Genomic DNA, 4,062 nt, shown 5'->3' with positions numbered 1-4,062 from the left:
GGCGCTACGAGCGGCAGGAGGTGCGCCGCTTCACGCAGCGCGCCCGCCGCCGCCGAGCCGGCCTCCTCGGCGCGCTCGGCGCCTTCCTCGCCCTCGCGATCGTCGTGGGCGTCGCCGTGTACTCGCCGCTGCTCGCCCTCCGCACCGTCGAGGTCGAGGGCGCCGACCGCGTGTCGCCGTCGAGCATCCAGGCCGCGCTCTCCGACCAGGTCGGCACGCCGCTGCCGCTCGTCGACCTCGACCGCGTCGGGGACGAGCTCCGCGCGTTCCCCCTCATCCGCAGCTACAGCACGGAGAGCCGTCCGCCGTCGACGCTCGTGATCCGCATCGTCGAGCGCACGCCCGTCGCCGTGATCCAATCCGGCGCGGGCTTCGACCTCGTGGATCCCGCGGGCATCACGATCGAGCGCACGACGGCCCGTCCCGACGGCTACCCGCTCATCGACCTGCCGAGCGCGGACCTCTCCAGCCCCCGCTTCCAGGCGGCCGCCGCCGTGCTCGTCGCGCTGCCCGCGGACTTCCTGCCCCAGGTCGACAGCATCCAGGCGAACACGACGGACGACGTGATGCTCACGCTGCGCAGCGGCAAGAAGGTCCTGTGGGGGAGCGGCGAGCGCTCGGCCGACAAGGCGCAGGTGCTGCAGGCGCTCGTGAAGGCACGCGGCGACGTGGGCTCCTATGACGTGTCGGCGCCCGACGCGCCCGTCGCCGGACCCTGATCCCGGCCCGCCTTCGCGACACGCGGCACGGGAGTCGTCGCACCGACCCCGAGCCCCCTAACGTCGGGATCAGGAAATGCATACTGAGTAAACTCTAAGCCTCCACCGGAGGTCGAAGGTTCTAGCGGAGGCCCGTCGTGTCGAACAACCAGAACTACCTCGCCGTCATCAAGGTCGTCGGCATCGGCGGTGGCGGCGTCAACGCCGTCAACCGCATGATCGAGCTCGGTCTGCGGGGCGTGGAGTTCATCGCGATCAACACCGACGCGCAGGCGCTGCTCATGAGCGACGCGGACGTCAAGCTCGACGTCGGCCGCGAGATCACCCGCGGCCTCGGCGCCGGCGCGGACCCCGAGGTCGGCCGTCGCGCCGCCGAGGACCACGCGGAGGAGATCGAGGAGGCGCTCGCGGGCGCCGACATGGTCTTCGTCACCGCGGGCGAGGGCGGCGGCACGGGCACCGGCGGCGCGCCCGTCGTGGCCCGCATCGCCAAGTCGATCGGCGCGCTCACCATCGGCGTCGTCACGAAGCCGTTCGGCTTCGAGGGCAAGCGCCGCTCCGCCCAGGCCGAGCTCGGGGTCGCGACCCTGAAGAACGAGGTCGACACGCTCATCGTCGTCCCGAACGACCGCCTGCTCGAGATCAGCGACCGCGGCATCAGCATGCTCGAGGCCTTCGCGACCGCCGACCAGGTGCTCCTCGCGGGCGTCCAGGGCATCACCGACCTCATCACGACCCCGGGCCTCATCAACCTCGACTTCGCCGACGTCAAGTCGGTCATGCAGGGCGCCGGATCCGCGCTCATGGGCATCGGCTCGTCCCGCGGCGCCGACCGGTCCATCAAGGCCGCCGAGCTCGCCGTCGCGTCGCCCCTCCTCGAGGCGAGCATCGAGGGCGCGCACGGCGTGCTGCTGTCCATCCAGGGCGGGTCAAACCTCGGCATCTTCGAGATCAACGACGCGGCCAAGCTCGTGCAGGAGGCCGTGCACCCCGAGGCGAACATCATCTTCGGCGCGGTCATCGACGACACCCTCGGCGACGAGGTGCGCGTCACCGTCATCGCGGCGGGCTTCGACGGCGGCGAGCCGGCCTCCAAGGTCGAGAACCGCCGCAGCGGCTTCGTCGCGGCGGGCGGGGGAGCGGTCGCCGCTCCCGAGGCCGTCGAGTCCGCACCGGCGCGCCCGCAGGCGGAGGCGCCCGTCGCGTCCGTCCCCGCGAGCGACCCGACGTTCGAGGACGACGGCGACGACCTGGACATCCCCGACTTCCTGAAGTGACCGACGCTCCGCTGACCGGCGGCGCCGCAGCGCCCGACGCCCACCCCGGCGAGGCCCACCCGGGCCTCGCCGAGCGGTGGGCGTCCGTGCAGGCGGACGTCGCCGACGGGATCCGCGCGGCCGGCCGCCAGCCCGACGAGGTGACCACCATCGTGGTCACGAAGTTCCAACCCGTGTCGCTCCTGCGCGCGCTCGTCGACCTCGGCGTCCGGGACCTCGGCGAGAGCCGCCACCAGGAGGCCCAGGGCAAGGCAGCCGAGCTCGACGGCACGGGCGTCGCCTGGCACTTCGTCGGCCAGCTCCAGGGCAAGAAGGCGCGCCAGGTCCGGCGCTACGCGTCCGTGATCCACTCCGTCGACCGCGCGCCCCTCGTCGACGCGCTCGCCTCGGAGGAGCAGGAGACGCGCGTCTTCCTGCAGGTGAACCTCACCGACGACGAGGGGCGCGGCGGTGTCCGTCCCGCCGAGGTCGAGGCCCTCGCGGCGCACGCGGCGGCCGCTGCCGGGATCCGCGTCCTCGGCGTCATGGCGGTCGCGCCCGACGACGGGGAGCCCCGTCGCGCGTTCGCGCGCCTCCGCGGCATCTCGGACGACGTGCGCCGCATCCTGCCCGACGCGCACGCCATCTCCGCCGGCATGTCCGGCGACCTCCGCGAGGCGCTCCTCGAGGGCGCGACACACCTTCGGATCGGATCGGCAATCACGGGAAAGCGACCCGGCGGCCCTTAATGTCGACAGTGCGGTCCGGTCGGAGGCCGAGCCCGGAAAGAGGAATGATGGCCAACCCACTTCGCAAGACCATGGTGTACCTGGGACTCGCCGACGAGGAGCTCGAGTACCAGCAGGGGCAGCAGCCCGCGCAGCAGCAGCAGTCGCCCGTGCAGGCCGTCCCGACGCCCGCCCCCGCTCCGCAGCAGCAGGCGAAGCGCGCCCCCGTGACCCCCCTGCACAAGCCCTCGACCACCACAAGGAATGCGGCGCCGGCTGAAATGAACGAGATCCTCACCGTCCACCCCAAGGCCTACAAGGACGCCCAGGTCATCGCCGAGAACTTCCGCGAGGGCGTGCCGGTCATCATCAACCTCTCGCAGATGACGGACGACGACGCGCGTCGCCTCATCGACTTCGCCAGCGGCCTGTCGATCGGCCTCTACGGCAAGATCGAGCGCGTCACGGCCAAGGTGTTCCTCCTGTCCCCCTCGCACGTCGCCGTGTCCGGCGAGCAGTCGGCCACCGAGGCCGAGGTCGAGGCCTCCTTCTTCGGACGCTGATCCACCGAGCCTGCGAGATGGCGGGCGCCGACGGGACCTCCCATCGGCGCCCGCCATACTTGTGTCCGTGATCATCGTCAACATCGTCGCCACCGTCCTGTGGTTCGCCCTCCTGGCGTTCATCATCTGCATGTGGGGCCGGTTCGTCCTCGACCTGGTCCAGTCGCTCTCCCGGCAGTGGCGTCCGCGCGGCGCGATGCTCATCGTCGCGGAGGCGTCGTACACGGTGACGGACCCGCCCATCGGCTTCGTCCGCCGGCTGATCCCGCCGCTGCGCCTCGGCCCGGTCGCGCTCGACTTCGGCTGGATGATCACGATGCTCGTCGCGATCATCCTGTTCAACGTCGCCAGCGGCCTCATGCGCTGAGACGCCGACCCGGCCTCGGCCGATCCGTCCTCCGGTCCCCGGAGCGACGCGTTCCGCTGATAGCGTTGGGTCGCACGTTGTCCCGAATCCCCGTCCGCGCCCGCGGACCCCGCTCTACGCACAAAAGAGGTGGCAGGCCATGGCTCTCACTCCTGAAGACGTCGTCAACAAGCGTTTCCAGCCGACCAAGTTCCGCGAGGGATACGACCAGGACGAGGTCGACGACTTCCTCGACGAGGTGGTCGTCGAGCTGCGACGCCTCCACCAGGAGAACGAGGAGCTGCGCCAGCGCCTCAGCTCGGGCGACGCCGCCCCGGTCGCGACCACGGCCATCGACACCCCCGCTCCCGCGCCCGCCGCGGTCGAGCAGGCCCCGGTCGTCGCCGAGCCCGAGCCCACCCCGGAGCCCGAGCCCGTGCCGGCCCCCGT

At 71.8% G+C, this 4,062-nt stretch carries 6 protein-coding genes; all 6 read left to right on the top strand.

Going from position 1 to position 4,062, the window contains the following annotated elements:
• The coding region (locus DZG00_RS13110) for a cell division protein FtsQ/DivIB (protein ID WP_119455705.1) at positions 1-719 on the top strand (719 nt) is incomplete at its 5' end.
• A gap of 137 nt (positions 720-856) precedes the next feature.
• Positions 857-1,996, top strand: coding sequence for a cell division protein FtsZ (ftsZ, locus tag DZG00_RS13105; RefSeq protein ID WP_012038543.1), 1,140 nt, complete (start codon positions 857-859; stop codon positions 1,994-1,996).
• The gene (locus DZG00_RS13100) at positions 1,993-2,724 is read left to right on the top strand and encodes a YggS family pyridoxal phosphate-dependent enzyme (RefSeq protein WP_119382744.1); all 732 of its coding nucleotides are present in this window, start codon (positions 1,993-1,995) and stop codon (positions 2,722-2,724) included. The genes ftsZ and DZG00_RS13100 overlap by 4 nt, the downstream gene beginning before the upstream one ends.
• A 47-nt stretch (positions 2,725-2,771) precedes the next feature.
• Complete coding sequence (locus DZG00_RS13095) at positions 2,772-3,266, top strand: cell division protein SepF (protein ID WP_015490518.1); 495 nt, start codon at positions 2,772-2,774, stop codon at positions 3,264-3,266.
• Positions 3,267-3,333: 67 nt separating this feature from the next.
• The gene (locus DZG00_RS13090; protein ID WP_043669906.1) at positions 3,334-3,633 is read left to right on the top strand and encodes a YggT family protein; all 300 of its coding nucleotides are present in this window, start codon (positions 3,334-3,336) and stop codon (positions 3,631-3,633) included.
• A gap of 139 nt (positions 3,634-3,772) precedes the next feature.
• On the top strand, positions 3,773-4,062 hold a 290-nt coding region (locus DZG00_RS13085; protein ID WP_119455706.1), incomplete at its 3' end, for a DivIVA domain-containing protein.

The organism is Clavibacter lycopersici, from assembly GCF_003576405.1.
GTDB lineage: Bacteria > Actinomycetota > Actinomycetes > Actinomycetales > Microbacteriaceae > Clavibacter > Clavibacter lycopersici.
Note: the sequence above shows the minus strand (reverse complement) of the source record. Positions and strands in the feature narration are given on the sequence as shown.

Excerpts from the sequence above, each read along its gene's own strand:
- DZG00_RS13095 (WP_015490518.1), top strand. The coding sequence starts at position 2,772 with ATGGCCAACCCACTTCGCAAGACCATGGTGTACCTGGGACTCGCCGAC.